Source organism: Amycolatopsis orientalis DSM 40040 = KCTC 9412 (genome assembly GCF_000478275.1).
Classification (GTDB): domain Bacteria; phylum Actinomycetota; class Actinomycetes; order Mycobacteriales; family Pseudonocardiaceae; genus Amycolatopsis; species Amycolatopsis orientalis.
Genome location: NZ_ASJB01000043.1, coordinates 1 through 18,054, shown reverse-complemented (window position 1 = coordinate 18,054; position 18,054 = coordinate 1). Strand labels below are relative to the sequence as shown.

Here is an 18,054-nt window from a genome sequence, read left to right as displayed (position 1 = left end):
GATCGAACTCACCACCGCGCGGGTGGCGGACCCGGCTGGTGCGGCGGCGGAGGACCAGGTGGCGGGTAGCCGCCCGGCGGCTGGGGATAGCCGAAGTTCTGTGGCGGTGTGAACACCGGGGGCTGCTTCCCGGCCCCCAGCCAGCGCCCCGTGGGCGGGATCAACGCCAGCACGATGGTCGCGATCGCCGGGATCAGCAACTGGACGATCAGCCCGAGGAATCCGTAGACGACCGCGACTCCTCCATACGCATAGACGATGTCCGCCCCGCTCGCGCGCAGGATGATCGAGACGATCCCGAAGAAGATTCCCGCGCCCGCGCCGATCACGACGAGCATGCGCCCGGTGCTCTTGCGCCGGAGCAACAGGATCCCGCCGATCAACAGGAGCACCCCGACGGCGAGGTCGAGGATCCCGCCGACGATCAAGTACGGCCGCACCCGGTTGAACAGCAGGATGATCACCCAGACGAGACCGGACAAGAACCACACGCCGCCGAGGATCGCGAGGATCCCGGCGATGATGCCGGTGGCACCGTTCGGATTCCGCGCCATTCCCGGCGGCGGATAGGCGCCGGGTGGCGGATAGCCGCCTTGCGGCGGGTACTGCTGGAACGTCATCACTCCCCCTGTCGAGATCCTCGCCCCATCCTGTCAGCCCGGCTACCAGCCCGGAAGCCGATCCTGCTTGGGCGGCTCCTCGCCCTCACGCCGTTTTCCCTCCAGCCAGTCCGAAGTCGGCCGGATCACCGACAGCACCAGAGCGGAGACCGCGGTCGCGAACACCATGAACGCGACGACGTCGTTCTCGACGAGCGGCTGCCCGTCCACCGTGGCGAAGAAGTAGGTCTGGATCTCGCCGTTCGCGAGGACGGAGACCGCGAGCGCGAGCGCCGTCCCGGCGACGATGAGGACGCGGCCGAGAGGTTTCCGCAGGAGCAACAGGACACCGCCCACGAACAGGGTCACCGCCAGCACCCCGTTCCAGGCCGCACCCACGAAGTACCGCGGTGACGCCTCGAGCAGCGCGAGTTGCACGACGAAGGCGCCCGCTTCGGACAGACAGCGCATGCCACAAAGGAAAGCGAGGACGGCCGCGCCGATCGCGGTCGCCGAAGACTGGTTCTGGCTCATGGAACTCCCCCAGGTCGAGCCGAGTCCGGAAGCCTCAGGATCTCACCAGCCGGGCTGCTGGGGAAACTGATTCCGCGGCCGGTAGGGCTGGGTGGGGGACGGCCGCCAGCGCAGGTACTTCAGCGTCGGCGGGATGATCGCGAAGATCAGCGTGAACGGGGCGAACGCGAACATGACCACCCTGACCACGGCGATGAACGTCTTGAATTCGAACTGCAGGCGGAAGTACACATCGTAGGTCCCGTTGAACGCCAACGGTTCCACCAGCACGGCGGCGATCACCATCAGCGAGCCGAGCGCCAGGAGGACGGCGCCGGCGACGGAGCGGAAGAACGCCGACAGCGCACCGATCAGGAGGAGCAGCGCGGCCAGCAGGTACAGCCCCAGCATGGTGAGCACGAGTCCGGGCAGATTGCCGATGCTGAACCCCGACGGCAGCCTGAGGAAGAAGTAGATCGGGATGTACCCGGCGCATCCCGCGGCGACGAGGCCGAACAACGCGGCGATGATCGCCGTCGCGCCGGTCGGCCGTGCCTGCGCTGCGGGGTAGCCGAAACCGCCCGGTCCGGGCTGCTGCGCGGGATATCCGTACGGACCGGTCACGTCGCCCCCATCAGCCGGGTGTGGGTTAACGGCGCTCACCCTAGCCCGGTGTTCCCGGTCATGACCGGCGTTTCGGAAGACCCCGGTGAAAACGCCGACGCCCCCGGCCGGTGGGCCGGGGGCGTCTTGAGCGCGACGTTCAGTGGCGGTGACTCACCACTGCTGCGGCGGCTGACCGGGCTGCTGCCCCGGCTGACCGAAACCGCCACTTGGCGGCCCCTGCTGGCCGGGCTGCTGGCCGAAACCACCGTGCTGCTGCGGCTGCTGGCCGAAGCCACCCTGCTGCGGCTGACCCGGCTGCGCGAAACCACCGCTGGGCGGACCGGGCTGGCCGGGCTGCTGACCGAAACCGCCCTGTTGCTGACCCGGCTGCGGGAATCCACCCGAAGACGGGCCGGGCTGACCGGGCTGACCGTAGGGGCCCGGCTGCGGCTGACCGTACGGGCCGGGCTGACCCGGCTGGCCGAAGCCACCCTGCGGCGGACCGCCGAACCCACCGGGCTGACCGCTCTGCGGGGCACCGAGCACCGAACCGCCGCCACCGAGGCCGACGAACTGCGCGGTTCCCGGGATCAGGCCCAGCACACCGATGATCAGGATCAGGATGCCGAAGATCAGGTGCGGCAGGCCGATGCCGATGCCGACCTTGTCACCCAGCGGCCCGAGCTCGCGCTTGAACTCCTCCGACGGCGTGGTGCCGAGCAGGAGGAGCAGGCCGAAGAGGAACAGCAGCGCGCCGGACGCGGTGACCGCGATCGGCACGATCTTCTTGAGCGAGGCCGGAAGCTTGCCGACCAGGGCGAGACCGGCACCGGACGCCGTCGCGACGAGCGAGGCGACCAGCAGCAGGATCACGTACAGCCAGACGACGCCGGGGCCGACCGTCCCGGCCTTGTCGAGGAACTGCTGCAGTGCCTCGTCGCTCGGAGCGTTGCCGAGGCCTTCGGAGTAGTCGCTCGCGTCACCGAAGTACACGAAGCTGAAGATCAGCGCGAGGAGACCGAGAAGGCCGACCAGACCACCGGCGATGAACCCGAACATCGGGTTCCCGCCGCCGCCACCGGCGGGAGCGGGGCTGTAGCCCTGCGGCGGTCCACCGAAACCGGGCTGCTGGCCGAAACCGCCCTGCGGCGGTCCGCCGAAGCCCTGTTGCGGCTGGCCGAAACCGGACTGCTGCTGTCCCTGCGACGGGTCGAACCCGCCCTGCTGGGGACCGCCGAAGCCCTGCTGCTGACCGAAGCCGCCACCCTGGGCGCCGTAGGCACCGGCGGCCGGGTTGTCGGCCGCGCTCGGCGGCGGGGCGTACGGGATGGCGGGCGGCTGCGAACCCGGCGGCACGAGCTGCGTGGAGTCGGCGCCGGGGGCTTCCCCGCCACCGCTCACCGGCTGCACGACCTGGGTCGCGTTCGCGTCACCGGAACCCTGCTGCACCGGCGGCACGACCTGCGTCGCGTCGCCGCCGGGCCGGGCGGGCTGCACGACCTGCGTGGGCTCCGGCGTATCGCCGAACCCGCCACCCTGGGGCTGCTCATACGACGGCTGCCCGTACTGCGGTTGCCCGTAGTCGGGCTGCGCGGGCTGGCCGGGCTGCACCACCTGGGTCGGTTCCGGGGAACCGAACGGGTTGTCTTGCTGCGGCTGGGGGCCACTCGGGGGTCCCTGCGGTGGCTGGGCGCCACCCCAAGGCTGATTCGGTGGCTGCGGAGCACTCATTTGGGTCTTGAACCCCCTTGACGAGGACATAAAAGTTCAACTCACCCGACACGCTATCGGATAGCCGGGTGGGCCGCTCGTAACGCCCCGGCCCGGCCGTCCGATGGAATGCCTCTTTACCGTCCCGCGAGAAACGCGAGCAGGTCGTGACGGGTGACGACGCCCGCCGGCTTGCCGTCGACCAGCACCAGCGCGCCGTCGGCGCCCGACAGCGCGTTCATCGCCGAACCCACCTGTTCACCGGCGCCGATGGTCGGCAGCGGCGCCGACATGTGCTGCTCCAGCCGGTCGGCCAGCTGTGCCTTGCCGGTGAAGAGCGCTTCGAGCAGATCGCGTTCGTTGACCGCGCCGACGACCTCGGCCGCCATGACCGGCGGCTCCGCGCTGACCACGGGCATCTGGCTGACGCCGAACTCCGCGAGGATCGCCACCGCTTCGGCGACGGTCTCGTTCGGGTGGCTGTGCACCAGGCTGGGCAGCGAGCCGCTCTTCTTCATCAGGACGTCGCGGACGGTCGCGCCGCTCGAATCCGGCGGCAGGAAGCCGTAGGAGGACATCCAGCTGTCGTTGAACACCTTGGTGAGGTAGCCGCGGCCGCCGTCGGGCAGGAGCACGACGACGACGTCGTCCGGGCCCAGCCCCTCGGCGAGCTTGAGCGCGGCGGCGACGGCCATCCCGCACGAGCCGCCGACGAGCAGTCCTTCTTCGAGCGCGAGGCGGCGCGTGATGTCGAAGGAATGCGCGTCCGACACGGCGATGATCCGGTCGGCGATGTTCCGGTCGTAGGTGTCCGGCCAGAAGTCCTCCCCGACGCCCTCGACCAGGTACGGCCGCCCGGATCCGCCGGAGTACACCGAACCTTCGGGATCCGCGCCGATGACCTGGACGCGGCCGTCGCTGACCTCCTTGAGGTACTTGCCGGTGCCCGAGATGGTGCCGCCGGTGCCGACGCCCGCGACGAAATGCGTGATCTTGCCCTCGGTCTGGCGCCAGAGTTCCGGGCCGGTCGAGTGGTAGTGGCTGGCGGGGTTCTCCGGGTTGGCGTACTGGTTCGGCTTCCAGGCGCCTTCGATCTCGCGCACGAGGCGGTCGGAGACGTTGTAGTAGGAGTCCGGGTGCTCCGGCGCCACCGCGGTCGGGCAGACCACGACCCGGGCGCCGTAGGCCTTGAGCACGTTGCGCTTGTCCTCGCTGACCTTGTCGGGGCAGACGAACACGCACTTGTATCCCTTGCGCTGCGCCACCATGGCCAGCCCGACACCGGTGTTGCCGGAGGTCGGCTCGACGATGGTGCCGCCGGGCTTCAGCTCGCCGGAGCGCTCCGCCGCTTCGATCATCCGCAGCGCGATGCGGTCCTTGACGCTGCCGCCGGGGTTGACGTACTCGACCTTGGCCAGGACGAGCGGTTGCAGCCCCTCGGCCAGTGCGTTCAGCTTGACCAGAGGGGTGTTGCCCACGAGGTCCACGATGTGCTCGACGTAATCCACGTGGACAGCCTAAACGCCGCAGGTCGGGATGTGTCCACTCAACCGAGCGGGTCACCCGGCGCCGGAACGCGCCATCGGAAAGAGTGGTGTCGGTCGCGTTCACCTTTGACCCGCACCCACCTCCGGTGGAGGATGCGAGGTGAGCAACCGCTTAGCGCGTGTCTGGATCGAGAACAAGGGAGTGTCGTTCCATGCCCGAAGCCGTCATCGTCTCCACCGCCCGATCCCCGATCGGCCGCGCCGGCAAGGGATCGCTGGTGAACATCCGCCCGGACGATCTCACCGTGCAGATGGTCCGCGCCGCGCTCGACAAGGTCCCCGAACTCGACCCGACGCAGATCGAAGACCTCATGCTGGGCTGCGGTCTCCCCGGCGGCGAGCAGGGCTTCAACATGGGCCGCGCGGTCGCCGTCGAACTCGGCTACGACCACCTGCCCGGCTGCACCATCACGCGGTACTGCTCCTCCAGCCTGCAGACCACCCGCATGGCGCTGCACGCGATCAAGGCGGGCGAAGGCGACGTGTTCATCTCCGCCGGTGTCGAGACCGTTTCGCGCTTCGCCAACGGCAGCTCGGACTCCTGGCCGAACACGCACAACCCGCTGTTCGCCGACGCCGAGGCCCGCACCGCGCAGGTGGCCGCCGAGGGCGCCGACAGCTGGACCGACCCGCGCGAGAACGGCGCGCTGCCGGACGTCTACATCGCGATGGGCCAGACCGCCGAGAACCTCGCGCGACTGAAGAACGTCTCGCGTGAAGAGATGGACGAGTTCGGTGTGCGTTCGCAGAACCTCGCCGAGAAGGCCATCGCGGACGGCTTCTGGGCCAAGGACATCACCCCGGTGACCCTGCCGGACGGCACCGTGGTCTCCAAGGACGACGGCCCGCGCGCCGGTGTCACCCTCGAAGGCGTCTCCGGCCTCAAGCCGGTGTTCCGCCCCGACGGCCGGATCACCGCCGGCAACTGCTGCGCGCTCAACGACGGCGCGGCCGCGGTGATCATCATGTCCGACACCAAGGCGAAGGAGCTGGGCCTGACACCGCTCGCCCGCGTCGTCTCGACGGGCGTTTCGGGGCTGTCGCCGGAGATCATGGGCTACGGCCCGGTCGAGGCGTCGAAGCGGGCGCTCGCGCGCGCCGGGATGTCGATCGGCGACATCGACCTCGTCGAGATCAACGAGGCGTTCGCGGCGCAGGTCATCCCGTCGTACAAGGACCTCGGGATCGACATCGACCGGCTGAACGTCAACGGCGGCGCGATCGCCGTCGGCCACCCGTTCGGCATGACCGGCGCGCGGATCACCTCGACGCTGATCAACTCGCTTCAGCACCACGACAAGCAGTTCGGCCTCGAGACGATGTGCGTCGGCGGCGGCCAGGGCATGGCGATGGTGCTGGAGCGCCTCTCCTGACCCTCTGACCTGCGAGAAGGGAGCAAGGGACCTTTGCTCGCGTTCGTTAGCACACTAACTAACGCGAGCAAAGGTCCCTTGCTCCCTTCCGGGCCTAGTGGGTCATGATCGGCGGGGCCGCGGGGACCTCGCCGTCGGCCGCGCCTTCCGGCAGCGCGGGCTTGGTCTTCGGCAGGAACGCCGCCGGGACCAGGCACAGCGCCAGCAGGATCATCGACCACAGGAACGTCGTCGAGAACGAGTCCGCGGCCAATCCCGCGGCCGCCTCGTGGGTGGCCGGGTTCATGATCGCGCCCGTCGCGGCGAGCTGCCCCTGAGCGGTCGGCACGCCGAACTTCCCGGCCAGCTGCGCGGCCAGGATGATCGACAGCACCGCCGCGCCGATAGCGCCCGCGGTCTGCTGGAAGATGTTCGTCGCCGTCGACGCCCTCGCCATGTCCTTCGGCTCCAGCGTCTGCAGCGCGGCCGAGGTGATCGGCATCATCGTCGCGCCCATGCCGAGCCCGATCACGAACAGCGCCGAAAGCAGCAGCCAGTACGGCGTCGTCGCGGTGACCTGCGTGAACGAGATCAGCCCGGCGAGCATCAGCACGAGACCGGGCAGGACGATCTTCCTGGCGCCGATCTTGTCCGCCAGCCTGCCCGCGATCGGCATGGTCAGCATGGCGCCGAAACCCTGCGGTGCGAGCAACAGCCCCGCGTTCATCGCCGACTCGCCGCGGGCGAGGACGAAGTACGTGGGCAGCAACAGCATCGCGCCGAAGAACGCGACGCAGAAGAACGTCATCGTCACCATCGCGATGGAGAACGACCGGTTCTTGAACAGTTTCAGGTCGACCAGCGGGTTCGAAACCCGGTTCGCCCGGAGCACGAACGCCACCAGCAGCACGATCCCGGCCAGCGCGGGCAGCCAGACGTCCACCGCGCCGACACCGCCTGCCGACGGGATGTTCGAGACACCGAAGATCAGCGCCGCCAGTCCCGGCGACACCATCAGCATGCCGGCGAAGTCGAACCGCTCGCCGGGCTCCGGCCGATCCTTCGGCAGCAGGCGCCAGGCCAGCAGGATGGTGATCAGGCCGATCGGCACGTTGATGTAGAAGATCCAGCGCCAGCTCACCGCGTCGACCAGCCAGCCGCCGAGGATCGGGCCGCCGATCGGGCCGAGCAGCATCGGCACGCCGAGCACACCCATCACCCGGCCGATCCGGTGCGGCCCCGCGGCCCTGGTCAGGATCGTCATACCGGCGGGCATCAGCATGCCGCCGCCGAAGCCCTGCAGGACCCGGAAGGCGATCAGCGATTCGACGTCCCAGGCCATCCCGGTGAGCATCGAGCCGATCAGGAACAGCCCGATAGCCGTCAGGTAGAGCCGTTTGGTGCCGAACCGGTCCGAGGCCCAGCCGGTGATCGGGATGACCGTGGCCAGCGCCAGCATGTAGCCGGTCGCGACCCACTGGATGGTGTCGAACGACGTCTGGAACTCGATGGTCAGCTTCTGGAGCGCGACGTTGACGACCGTCGTGTCGAGGATCGCCATGATCGCGCCGAGGATGACGACGCCGGCGACCTTGAGCACGCCTGCGTCGAGTTTGTCTCCGGCGGGCGCGGCCGGACCTTGCGTTGACATGTGAAACCCGTCCCTGCTGATCAGCGGACGCGACGACCCCCGCCGGTCGCGACTGCGAGATTGATGCCCGGCCACTGCGCCGGGCCTTCCCCATGACGCTTGTGCACTGATACACAAGCGAGAACAGGTAGCCGAGGGTAGCCGAACACGGGTTTTACCTGCCAACTTTTTCCCCGTATGCGGGCCGAAAGGGCAATCGAGCATACGGTTTGTCACACTGAGTGATCAGCAGATGCCGTCGGTCGGGGCAGGGTTGCCGAGTCCGAAGAGGGGACGCAGCTTGAGCCCGATCCAGGTGCCGCCGAGCGCGAACACTCCCCACAGCCAGCCGTGCAGGCTGCCGACCGAGATACCCCCGAGGTAGGCGCCGATGTTGCAGCCACCCGCCATCCGCGCGCCGACGCCCATCAGGATCCCGCCGAGCACCGCGGCGACGGCGGTCCGCCACGGGATCGAGCTGTGGATCTTCCACGCGCCCGCCGCCGCGGCGGCCACGCCCGCGCCGATCATGATGCCGATGTCGGTGAGGCTGTTCTTGTCCCTCCAGATCGGCGCCGCCAGCGAAGCGGCGTTCGCCTTGAGCCGCCAGAATTCCCAGGTTTCCGGGTGCAGCCCGAACACCTGCAGGATCTTGGCGCCCCACAGGCTGAACGCGCTGGTGACACCCCAGATCCCGCCGGACACCAGGAAGACCGCGCCCGCCAGCACCCCGAGGACGACGGCGCCGACGAGGATCGGCCAGGAACCGCGGAAGACGCGCGCGAAGCCGTGCGCGGTCGGAACGGCGCCGACCGGTGGCGGATTGCGGCGCTTCTGCACGAACCGGGTGCCCAGCACGATCGCGGCGAGGACGGCGACGGTGATCGCCCACGAACCGAACCAGCCGACGTGGTCGGCGAGCAGGATCCCCCTGAACTCCGGCCAGCCCGAAAGCAGCGGATACGCCCACGTGTAGAGGACCGAGCCGGTGACGAACCCGCCGAGGGTCAGCACGATCGCCGACTGCCCGGAGCCGACCGCGAACAGCGTCCCCGACGCGCACGCGCCGCCCAGCTGCATGCCGATGGCGAAGATCGTCGCGCCCACGAACAGCGCGAGCCCCAGTCCGCCCGCCGTCGGATTCGGGGTGCTGCCGAACAGGCCGGAACCGGTGCCGACGATCAACGCGATCAGCGTCGCGGCCGTCCCGAGCAACAGCGTGTGCGCCCGCAGACCCTGGCCGTTGCCGACCGCGATCAGCTGGCGCCAGGCCGAAGTGAAGCCGAAGCGCGAGTGGAAGAGCGCGAGCCCGAGCAGCAGCCCGAGGATGAGCAGGACACCGAACTTCGCGCCGTGCGCGGCCCAGACGTACCAGGTCAGCCCGACGGCGAGGACACCCGCGACGGCCAGCGGCACGGTCTTGACCGGCTCTTCCGGTTCCGGGACGGGGGCGGCGCAGGAGGTCGGGAAGTCGAGGAGTTTCTTCGCACCGGCTGGGGTTTCCGTCGTCGCCACCAGGACTCCAGATCGATCGGCGGGTTGGGGACGAGCAACGTTAGGACCGGTGACCGGCCGGTCGCAGCCCGTCCCACAGTGTGCGACGAACGGGCGCTCTCTCGCGGCCGGATGGCGGCGGCGACAGCAAAGGTCCCCCGCTCCCCCGAAACGCGTGAAGGCCCCCTTCCCTCGACTCAGCCGAGGGAAGGGGGCCTTCACGCGTTCGGGGCTTACGCCGCCGTCTTGATGCAGATCGTGGTCGGCGGCGTCGAGTACACCGCCGCGCGCGTCGCTTCGGTGCCCTCACAGGACATCTTGTCCGCGGCGGGTGCGATCTTCACCAGTTCCGCGTCCTTGGCGGGGTCGGTGCAGGACACCTTCTGGTAGCCGGCGGTGCTCGAGTTGTAGCCCTTGAGGCAGTCGCCCTGCTTCGCGTTGACGATCAGGCACAGCTTGTACGAGATCCGGCCGGACATCGAGATGGTGTCGTAGTCGCCCTCGGGGCAGGACTCGTCGCCACCCACGCGGGCGGCGATCTTGACGTTCGCCTCCGGGGCGCCGCAGTCGGCCTTCTTCGGCTCGTCGGCCGTCCGCGAGAACTCGGTCACGCTCAAGCAGTCACCGGCCTGGGCGTTGCCCGTCCCGGTGAAGTAGTTGAACAGGAAGAGTCCGCCGCCGATCGCGACGACGAGCACCGGGATGGCGAAGCGCAACCAGCCGAGCTTGGACCGCTTGGGCGCCACCGGCTGACCGCCGGGAGGCGGACCGAAAGCATCGGGCTGTCCCACCGGCATTTGGCCCCCAGGGGCCGGCTGGGAAGTGGTCACCGAGAAACCTCACAGGTGTGAAGAGGAATGAGAACCCCGGTATCAAACACGTATCGTGATCAGCGCCACCCACCGACCCCCCGAACGAGTGAAAATCCCTGGTCGAGGTCGCTACTTCAAGCTCTTGACGCAGACCGTCGAAGGCGGCGTCGAGTAGCCCTTGAGGTGGGTCGCTTCCGTGTCGTCACAGGAGGCGGCGCCGTCGACCACCTTCACGACCTCCGCGTCCTTCGCCGGATCCGAGCACGGCACCTTCTGGTACGCGACGCTGTCGGCCAGGAAGTTCTCGAGACAGTCGCCCTGCTTCGCGTTGATCATCATGCAGAGCTTGTACGAGGAGAACGTCTTGTCGACGGTGAGCTGGTCGTACTCGCCCTCCGGGCAAGCCCCGCCGGTCTCGGTCTTCGCCCCGGCCTTCGCGTTGGCTTCGACCGAACCGCAGTCCGCCTTGGCCGGATCCTCGTCGACGTCGCCGAACGTGGTGACCGCATAGCAGGAACCCACCTGGATGTCGTCCGTGCTGGAGAGGTACCCGACGATCCACGACGACGCGCTGAGCACGACGAGCGCGACCGGTACCAGGACACTCACCCAGAACCACTTGGATCGCTTCGGCCTGACGGGTTCGCCGCTGTGCTCGGTCATGGGGTCAGGGTATTCACGGGAACGGGAAAGGGCGCCCCGATCGCTCGGAGCGCCCTTTCGCGGAGACCTGGGGTCAATCGTTTTGGAAGTACGACAGCAGTCGCAGGATCTCGAGGTACAGCCAGACCAGCGTGGTCATCAGGCCGAAGGCGGCGAACCACGCCCACTTCGACGGCATGCCTTCGCGGATCATCCGGTCGGCCTGGTCGAAGTCGAGCAGGAAGCTGAACGCCGCGACACCGATCACCACGAGGCTGAAGATGATCGCGATCGGCCCGCCGTCACGCAGCGGGTTGAAGCCGAAGAAGCTGGTGATGAGGTTGACCAGCATCAGGATCGCGACACCGACGACGGCGCCGATGATCCACTTCGTCAGCTTCGGGGTGACCTTGACCGCACCGGTCTTGTAGACGACCAGCATCGCGATGAACACACCCGCGGTACCGATGATCGCCTGGATCGCGATGCCGGGGTAGAGCAGTTCGAAAAGCCCGCTGATGGCACCGAGGAAGACACCCTCGGCAGCCGAGTACGCCAGCGTGAGCGGGCCGCTCGGCTTCTGCTTGAAGATGATCACGAGCGAGATCACGAGGCCGACGATCATGCCGCCGACCAGCGCGCCGATCACGGCGCCCGGGATGGCGGTGATCTTGCCCGAAGCCGAGGTCGTGACCTGGCTGATCGCCCAGATCGCGGTGAGCACACCGGTCACCAGCGCGGTGCCGAGGCTCAGCGCCGTCTTGATGACGACGTCGTCCACGGTCATCGGACGGTCGTCGGCGCCGGCGGAGGTCTGCGGAGGACCGTAGCCGGGCACCCCGCCCTGGGGTTGGTTGAAGCCTACGTTGGGTCCGTACTGAGCCGCGCCACGCGGCAGGTTCCGGAACGCCGGGTTGCTACTGGATCGCACCTGATCCTCCTGGATCTACTGGCACCTGCATCGGGTTCAACGACCGCGGGGGCCGCCCGGTTCCCGTCGAAGTAAAGACGACTTTACTCACATTCGGGGCCGAGCCCATCTCCCCCACCGTATGCGGCGGAGATCACCGACCGTTCACCGATACCCCACCTGATGCCGTATTGCCAAAACCGCTGCTCACCCGCCACCCTCCACGGTGCGTGTTCGGATAATCACCGAAGGCGTGTCGGGGAACCTATCGATCGTGTGACCTGCGTCGACGTAAAGGCGCCGACGGCAGAACACGGCCAAAGGAGTCAACACACCATGGGGTGGACCACACGCCCGAGCGTGCGTTCGCGCGCCTTGACCAGCCTGATCGCGACGTGCCTGCTCGGCGCTCTGTCCGCCACCGTCGCGGCGACACCGGCCTCGGCCGATCCGAAAGAGGGCATCGGCTACAAAGTCACACCCGGCCAGACGGTCGACAACAAGGCCAGAGAACGGGACTGGCTCGGTTCCTACGTCGTCAACGGCAAGCACGTGTTCTGCGTCTCCTTCCAGCTGAAGGCACCGAACACGGACGAGAAGTACAAGCCCGGTGACGAGCTCCTCGACAAGTGGGGCGCGAAGCTCCCCGAAGACACCGCCGCCAACATCTCGTACCTGTTGCTGCGCTACGGCGGCACCCAGGACAACGCCGAGGCGGCCGCACTCGCGCACCTGCTGCACTCGTGGACGTCGAAGCCACGTTCCGACGCCGACCTCAAACCGGACCGCAAGGCCGAGGAGATCGGCTACGACGTCCAGGGGCAGCTCGCCAAGCTGAAGGCGCAGCACGCCGACGCCGCCACGGCCGTCGAGAAGCTGACCAAGGACGCCGAAGCCAACCGCGGCCCGTGGACCACCGCGATCGCGCCGCCGAAGGAAGACCAGCACATCGGCACCGCGGGCGAGTGGACGATCAGCGTCAAGAACGCCAAGGGCAAAGGCGTGTCCGGGGTGCCCGTGCGGCTCACGCCGTCGAACGCGACGATCGACGGCGGTGAGAGCACCAAGCCCGCGTCGACCTCGAACGCCAAGGCCGAGAAGGCCACCACGGTGAAGACGGGCGAGGACGGCACCGTGACCGTCAAGGTGACGCCGACCGGTGACCAGCCGAAGCTGGCCAGTTCGCTGTCCGCCCCCGCGGACCGGCCGTACGTGCAGTTCCCGGTCGAGACCGGGGTGCAGAAGGTCGTCTCGACCGGCGGCGAAAAAGAACTGAAGGCCCAGGGTGTCGCGGTCGTCTCGAAGCCGGGCAAGGTCCAGGTGAGCAAGGTCGACGCGAAGACCGGCAAGGGCATCGCGGGCGCCGCGCTGCGGATCACCGCCAAGGACAAGACCGCGGCGGCGGTCGGCCACGACGGCAAGCCGCTCAACGGCGCCGACGGCAAGCCCGCCGTCGTCACCACCGAAGGCGAGAACGGCACGGTCACCGTCGAGAACCTGCGGACCCCGCAGGAGATCTGCGTGATCGAGGTCAGCGCGCCGCCGGGCTACACCAACGCGTTCGACCCGAAGAATCCGCCGTCCGCCTGCGGCGAGGTCAAGCCGGGTGAGACGCTGGCGCTCAAGGTCGCCAACACGCCCAACGAGGTACCGCGCACCATTCCCGCCGGCGACCGGCCGGTGGCGATGATGCAGGGCACCGTCGAGAATTCGGCGTCGACCGCCGGGATCCTCGGCGTCGGCGCGCTCGCGCTGCTCGGTTCGATCTCGGTGGGCGTGGCCGCGCGGCGGTCTTCGCGACGCTAAGAGGGTTCGGAATGTCAGTACGCCGCGGGTTCGCGCTGGGAGCCGTCACGGTCCTGTGCGCGGACCTGATCGCGGCCTTGATCATCTGGCCGCCGACGACGGTGGTGGCGGGGACGGCTCAGCCCGTCTCCGTCCCCGTCGCGGGCGGGGCACCGGCCGCGCCCGCGCAGCAGGAGGTCGCGCCTCCGCCGGAGATCGTCCCCACGACCCCGGCCGCGGCCCCGCCGCCGCCGTCGACGGCGCCTGAAGCCCCGAAACCGCAGGGTCCGGGGACGATCAGGCTGCCCGCGGGCGGCGCGGCGAAACTCGTGCGCAAGGAACTGGGGCCGGGTGCGGAGCTTCCGGTGCCGGAGAACCTCGGCGAGGTGACCTGGTGGGGCGCGGAACTGAGTTCGGCCACCGGCGCGAGCGTGTTCGCCGGGCACGTGAACTGGAAGGGCGCGACGGGTCCGTTCGCGGAACTGTGGAACGACCGGATCGGCGGCGCGGTCACCGTGGTCGACAAGACGGGGAAATCCTGGCAGTACAAGGTTTCCCAGCTGATCACACTGAAGAAGAACGAACTGCCGCAGCGGGCCGACGAGTTGTTCGGCCAGTCCGGTCCACATCGGATAGTCCTCGTCACCTGCGGCGGCCGCTGGGTCGGCGGCGAGACCGGTTATGCCGAGAACCGGGTCGTCATCGCCGACCCGGTCTAGTTACCCGTGAGTAACTTCACCGGCGCCATGGTGGTCAGCGTCGTCGTGATGCAGCAGAATGCCTGTGGACGCGGGCGAGCACGGTGAAGGGTGAAGCAGATGGCGACTTTTCTGGTGACCGGGGCGACCGGACTGATCGGGCGCCAGTTCACCCGGCTGCTGCTCACCAGGGAGGACGTCGACAAGGTCGCGCTCGTCGTCCGCCCGTCCTCACAGGACAAACTCGCGAAACTCGTCAACTCCTGGCCGCATCCGGAACGCGTCACCCTCGTCACCGGTGATCTCGGCGAGCCTCTGCTCGGCGTCAGCGAAGAGGATCGAGAGAAGCTTCGCGGTGTCGACAACGTCGTGCACCTCGCCGCCCTTTACGACCTCACCGCCGACGACGAAGCCAGCATCAAGGCCAACGTCGAAGGCACCGCGCAGGTGATCGCGCTCGCCGCCGACCTGAACGCCGGCTGCCTGCACCACGTGTCCTCGGTCGCCGTCGCCGGTGATCACGAGGGCATGTTCACCGAGGAGATGTTCGACGTCGGCCAGCGGCTCGTCACGCCGTACCACCGCACGAAGTTCGAGGCGGAGCGCCTGGTGCGCGAGCAGCAGGACGTGCCGTGGCGGGTGTACCGGCCCGCGGTCGTGGTCGGGAACTCCGAGACCGGCGAGATGGACAAGATCGACGGCCCGTACTACCTGTTCCCCGCGATCAGCAGGCTGGCAGGCCTGCCCGACCTGCCGATCGTCGGCCCCGACCTCGGCGACACCAACGTCGTCCCGGTCGACTACGTCGCCGAATCGCTGCTCGCGCTGGTCACCACCAAGGGCCTCGACGGGCGCGCGTTCCACCTGGTCAACCCGGAACCGCAGCCGGTCGTCTCGGTGTACAACGCCTTCGCGAAGGCGGCCGGTGCGCCGACGATCTCCGTGCAGCTCAACGAACGCGTGTCCAAGGGCATCGTCAACCTGGTGAAACTGAGCGAGCACATCCCCGGTTTCACGATCGCGCGCGACGCCGTGATGGAGCGGCTCGGGATCCCGCCGGTACTGCTGGAGACCATGGCCTTCCCGTCGGTGTTCTCGTCGGCGTCGACGCGCAAGGCGCTGATCGGCTCGGGTGTCGAGGTGCCCCGGATCGAGGACTACGCGCCCACGCTGTGGCGTTACTGGCGTGAGCACCTGGACCCGTTCCGCGCCCGCAAGCACGGCCCTCGCGGCGAACTGGACGGCCGTCGCGTGATCATCACCGGCGCGTCGTCGGGGATCGGCCGGGCGACCGCGATCAAGGTCGCGGCGGCGGGCGGTGTGCCCCTGCTCGTGGCGCGGCGCCAGCACGAACTCGAAGAAGTGCGGGACGAGATCATCGCCGCGGGTGGCACCGCGTCGGTGTACCCGGCCGACCTGACCGACGAGGAATCGGTGCACAAGGCCGTCGACGCGATGCTCGCCGAACACGGCCGGATCGACATGCTCGTGAACAACGCCGGCCGGTCGATCCGCCGGTCGATCAAGCTTTCGTACGACCGGTTCCACGATTACGAACGCGCGATGGCGATCAACTACTTCGGCGCGGTGCGGCTGATCCTCGCGGTGCTGCCGCATATGTCCGAGCGAAAATTCGGGCACATCGTCAACGTCTCGTCGATCGGCGTGCAGGGAATCGCGCCGCGCTTTTCGGCATACGCGGCGTCGAAGGCCGCTTTGGACTATTTCTCCCGGATCGCCGCGACCGAGACCCACGGCGACGGAATCACCTTCACGACCATCCACATGCCTCTCGTGCGCACACCGATGATCCGGCCGACGAAGATTTACGACGCGTTTCCGACGAAATCGCCGGACCAGGCGGCGGACATGGTGATGAAGGCGCTGAAGGACCGCCCGAAGCACATCGGCACGCCCGCCGGGCAGGCGATCGGTCTCGCCTACACGCTCACCCCCGGACTCACGGATGCCGTGGCCTACCAAGGTTTCCGCGTGTTCCCGGACTCCGCGGCCGCGGGTGGCGGCGGCGGGCTGAAAATCGGGAAGGGCGAGCAGCATCTGTCACGGGCGGCGGTCGCACTCGCCCGGCTCAGCCGCGGCTTCCATTGGTGACACTGCGCACACGGGTGGCGGCCGTTCAGGTAGGGACAGCAGCTGAGAGCCGACACACGTCGGTGAATCACGAAGCCTGGCAACGGCGACGCCGGGTACGCAGGTACCGTCGTGACCATGGTTCCCGAGCGAGACAACGGCCTGTTGCCCCTGCGGCGCGAGTACACCCAGGCCTGGCACGGCTTCGACCGGAACGAAGTGCGCCAGTATCTGGATCATCTCGAAGCGCAGGTGCATCGCATGATGACCGACCGCGACGCCGCGATCGCGCAGGCGACGGCGGCCACGCGCGAACTCGAAACCGTGCGCCACGAGGTGGCGAAGCTCAACGCCAGAATCGAGGAGCTGAAGAAGCCTCCGGAGCGACTCGAAGACCTCGACGAGCGGATGCAGCGCACCGTGACGCTCGCGCAGGCACGCGCCGCGGAGATCACGAAGCGTGCCGAGGTCGCGGCCGAGAAGCACTGGGCGTCCTCGAGCGAAGCGTCGAAGAAGCTCCGTGAGCGCTACACGCGGCTCGTCGCCGAGCTGGACAAGCAGGCGGACGCGCTGCACTCCGAGCACGAATCCGCGCTCGCCGAGACGCGGGCCGAGGTCCAGCGGCTCACCGTCGAGGCCGCCCAGCGCCGGGAACTGCTGGACAACGAGGCCGAGCGCAAGCGCCGGAAGATCGAGCGCGAATTCGATCAGACGATCGCGGCCCAGCGCGCGGCGCACGAGAAGCACATCACCGACCAGCAGACGGCCAGCAAGAACCAGGCCGAACGCCGGATCGCGGAGGCCACCGCGGAGGCCAAGCGCCGCATCGACGAGGCCACGGCCGAAGCCAAGCGCCGGCTCGACGAGGCCACGACGACAGCGGCCCAGCGCACGACGGCCGCCCAGCGGAAGGTCGAACGGCTGGCCGAGATCCGCGAGCAGGCCCGCAAGAGCCTGCTGCAGGCCGACGAAGTCCTGAAGGGCAGCGAAGCGATGCTCGCCGCGCTGCCCGAGGAGTCGGTGATCCCGCACGCTTCGAAGCTCGTCGGTGGCGACAGCAAACCCGAAGAGACGAAGCCCGCGGGCAAGCCCGCCGAGCCTCCCGCGTCGAAGGCCGCCGCCCCGGCCAAGCCCGCTTCTCCGGCGCCTGCCGCCGCTGCGCCGAAGAACGGACAGAGCGACCAGAACGGTCAGAAGGCCAACGGACAGAAGCCGGCGCCCGCCAAAACCGGCTCCTGACCAGCACGAATTAGCAAGGGACCTTTGCTGTCACTCTCCAAAAGAGAGCGATAGCAAAGGTCCCTTGCTCTCTTCGGGGAGGCGGTCAGGTGGTGGTGCGGGTCCGGTGTCTCGAAGGCCCCCGTTGAGAGGTTCACCGTCGCAAAGGGGGCCTTCGAGACACAGCCGCGAGTGACCGCGTCTTATTTGAGAGGTAAGGCAAACGTGGCGTAATCGACTCGATGCCGTGAAGGTCCCCTTGCCTACCCTCAAGGTAGCGAAGGAGGCCTTCACTACTTGGCGACCTACGTGGGACTCCCTCACGAGACCGGGACCTGTCCGCGAAGGGCAGTTTTCGGGGGCTCGGCGTCCGGTTGATGCCTAAAGGCACGTTCCTGAACGGGGTCGTGAGTGGCAAAGAGCGTTCTAACGCTCTTTGCCACTCAC

General features: G+C 68.4%; 15 protein-coding genes. 5 read left to right on the top strand and 10 right to left on the bottom strand.

The features are described 5' to 3' along the window. Nucleotides 1–8 precede the first annotated feature (8 nt). The 5 genes from L324_RS11980 to L324_RS11960 all read right to left on the bottom strand — a co-directional run bounded on the left by L324_RS11980 (nt 9) and on the right by L324_RS11960 (nt 4,936). A complete protein-coding gene (locus L324_RS11980; protein WP_037306457.1) occupies nt 9–620 on the bottom strand; it encodes a hypothetical protein in 612 nt (203 codons plus the stop codon). 42 nt (nt 621–662) lie between these two features. After that, nucleotides 663–1,133 (bottom strand): hypothetical protein, encoded by a 471-nt coding sequence (locus tag L324_RS11975; RefSeq protein ID WP_037306456.1) that lies wholly within the window; start codon nt 1,131–1,133, stop codon nt 663–665. Nucleotides 1,134–1,175: 42 nt separating this feature from the next. Beyond that, nucleotides 1,176–1,736, bottom strand: a complete 561-nt coding sequence (locus L324_RS11970; protein WP_037306455.1) for a hypothetical protein — start codon at nt 1,734–1,736, stop codon at nt 1,176–1,178. A 153-nt stretch (nt 1,737–1,889) separates the two neighbouring features. Then, entirely contained in the window at nt 1,890–3,332 is a 1,443-nt protein-coding gene (locus tag L324_RS11965; RefSeq protein ID WP_037306454.1) for a hypothetical protein, read from the bottom strand. A 233-nt stretch (nt 3,333–3,565) separates the two neighbouring features. Next, a complete protein-coding gene (locus L324_RS11960; RefSeq protein WP_037306453.1) occupies nt 3,566–4,936 on the bottom strand; it encodes a cystathionine beta-synthase in 1,371 nt (456 codons plus the stop codon). 191 nt (nt 4,937–5,127) lie between these two features. Here L324_RS11960 and L324_RS11955 point away from each other — a divergent pair, with 191 nt between their 5' ends. After that, the gene (locus L324_RS11955) at nt 5,128–6,348 is read left to right on the top strand and encodes an acetyl-CoA C-acetyltransferase (protein ID WP_037306452.1); all 1,221 of its coding nucleotides are present in this window, start codon (nt 5,128–5,130) and stop codon (nt 6,346–6,348) included. 94 nt (nt 6,349–6,442) lie between these two features. On the opposite strand, the gene L324_RS11950 is transcribed toward L324_RS11955, so the two are convergent. The 5 genes from L324_RS11950 to L324_RS11930 form a co-directional block, all read right to left on the bottom strand. Next, a complete protein-coding gene (locus tag L324_RS11950; protein ID WP_037306451.1) occupies nt 6,443–7,978 on the bottom strand; it encodes a DHA2 family efflux MFS transporter permease subunit in 1,536 nt (511 codons plus the stop codon). Nucleotides 7,979–8,203: 225 nt separating this feature from the next. Continuing rightward, nucleotides 8,204–9,472: a YeeE/YedE family protein gene (locus L324_RS11945; RefSeq protein ID WP_037306450.1), complete on the bottom strand. Its 1,269-nt coding sequence runs from the start codon at nt 9,470–9,472 to the stop codon at nt 8,204–8,206. Nucleotides 9,473–9,684: 212 nt separating this feature from the next. Then, nucleotides 9,685–10,281, bottom strand: coding sequence for an LppU/SCO3897 family protein (locus L324_RS11940; RefSeq protein WP_235783503.1), 597 nt, complete (start codon nt 10,279–10,281; stop codon nt 9,685–9,687). 111 nt (nt 10,282–10,392) lie between these two features. Then, nucleotides 10,393–10,926 carry an LppU/SCO3897 family protein gene (locus L324_RS11935; protein WP_037306447.1) on the bottom strand — a complete coding sequence of 178 codons (534 nt, stop codon included), beginning with the start codon at nt 10,924–10,926 and terminating at the stop codon, nt 10,393–10,395. 73 nt (nt 10,927–10,999) lie between these two features. Continuing rightward, entirely contained in the window at nt 11,000–11,836 is an 837-nt protein-coding gene (locus L324_RS11930; protein WP_037306446.1) for a Bax inhibitor-1/YccA family protein, read from the bottom strand. 315 nt (nt 11,837–12,151) lie between these two features. Between L324_RS11930 and L324_RS11925 the strand changes: the two genes are divergently transcribed. From L324_RS11925 to L324_RS11910, 4 genes are all read left to right on the top strand, one after another. Next, a complete protein-coding gene (locus L324_RS11925) occupies nt 12,152–13,621 on the top strand; it encodes a SpaA isopeptide-forming pilin-related protein (protein ID WP_037306445.1) in 1,470 nt (489 codons plus the stop codon). An 11-nt stretch (nt 13,622–13,632) separates the two neighbouring features. After that, a complete protein-coding gene (locus L324_RS11920; RefSeq protein ID WP_037306444.1) occupies nt 13,633–14,319 on the top strand; it encodes a class F sortase in 687 nt (228 codons plus the stop codon). 99 nt (nt 14,320–14,418) lie between these two features. Next, nucleotides 14,419–16,410 carry an SDR family oxidoreductase gene (locus L324_RS11915; RefSeq protein WP_037306820.1) on the top strand — a complete coding sequence of 664 codons (1,992 nt, stop codon included), beginning with the start codon at nt 14,419–14,421 and terminating at the stop codon, nt 16,408–16,410. Nucleotides 16,411–16,527: 117 nt separating this feature from the next. Then, on the top strand, nt 16,528–17,628 hold the full coding sequence (locus tag L324_RS11910) for a coiled-coil domain-containing protein (protein WP_037306443.1): 1,101 nt from the start codon (nt 16,528–16,530) through the stop codon (nt 17,626–17,628). The last annotated feature ends 426 nt before the right edge of the window (nt 17,629–18,054 follow it).